Annotated in this window: 1 pseudogene; it reads right to left on the bottom strand. The window is 69.3% G+C overall.

Annotated elements, in window-relative coordinates:
- Nucleotides 1–244: pseudogene (locus FNJ47_RS52545) on the bottom strand (hypothetical protein); the annotation flags it as partial.

Raw genomic sequence — 244 nt, 5'->3', positions numbered from 1 at the left:
CGGCGGGTTCGGCACCGACGACATGGTCGGCGACGAGGAGATGCTCGCCTTCCTGCGCAAGCAGGCAGCGGGAGCGAAATACGTCACGTCGGTCTGCACGGGATCGCTGGTGCTCGGCGCCGCCGGTGAAGCGATTGCGGTCGACGCAGACGCGGGTCCTGGTCGGGATCGCGCCGAAGCCGGCGAGGAAATCGATCGCGCTCCAATGCGTGGTGGCGCGGTAGCCCTTCAGGAGACCGGCGGC

It is taken from the genome of Bradyrhizobium uaiense, from assembly GCF_010811875.1.
Classification (GTDB): Bacteria; Pseudomonadota; Alphaproteobacteria; order Rhizobiales; family Xanthobacteraceae; genus Bradyrhizobium; species Bradyrhizobium uaiense.
This window is presented reverse-complemented; position numbering and strand designations above follow the sequence as displayed.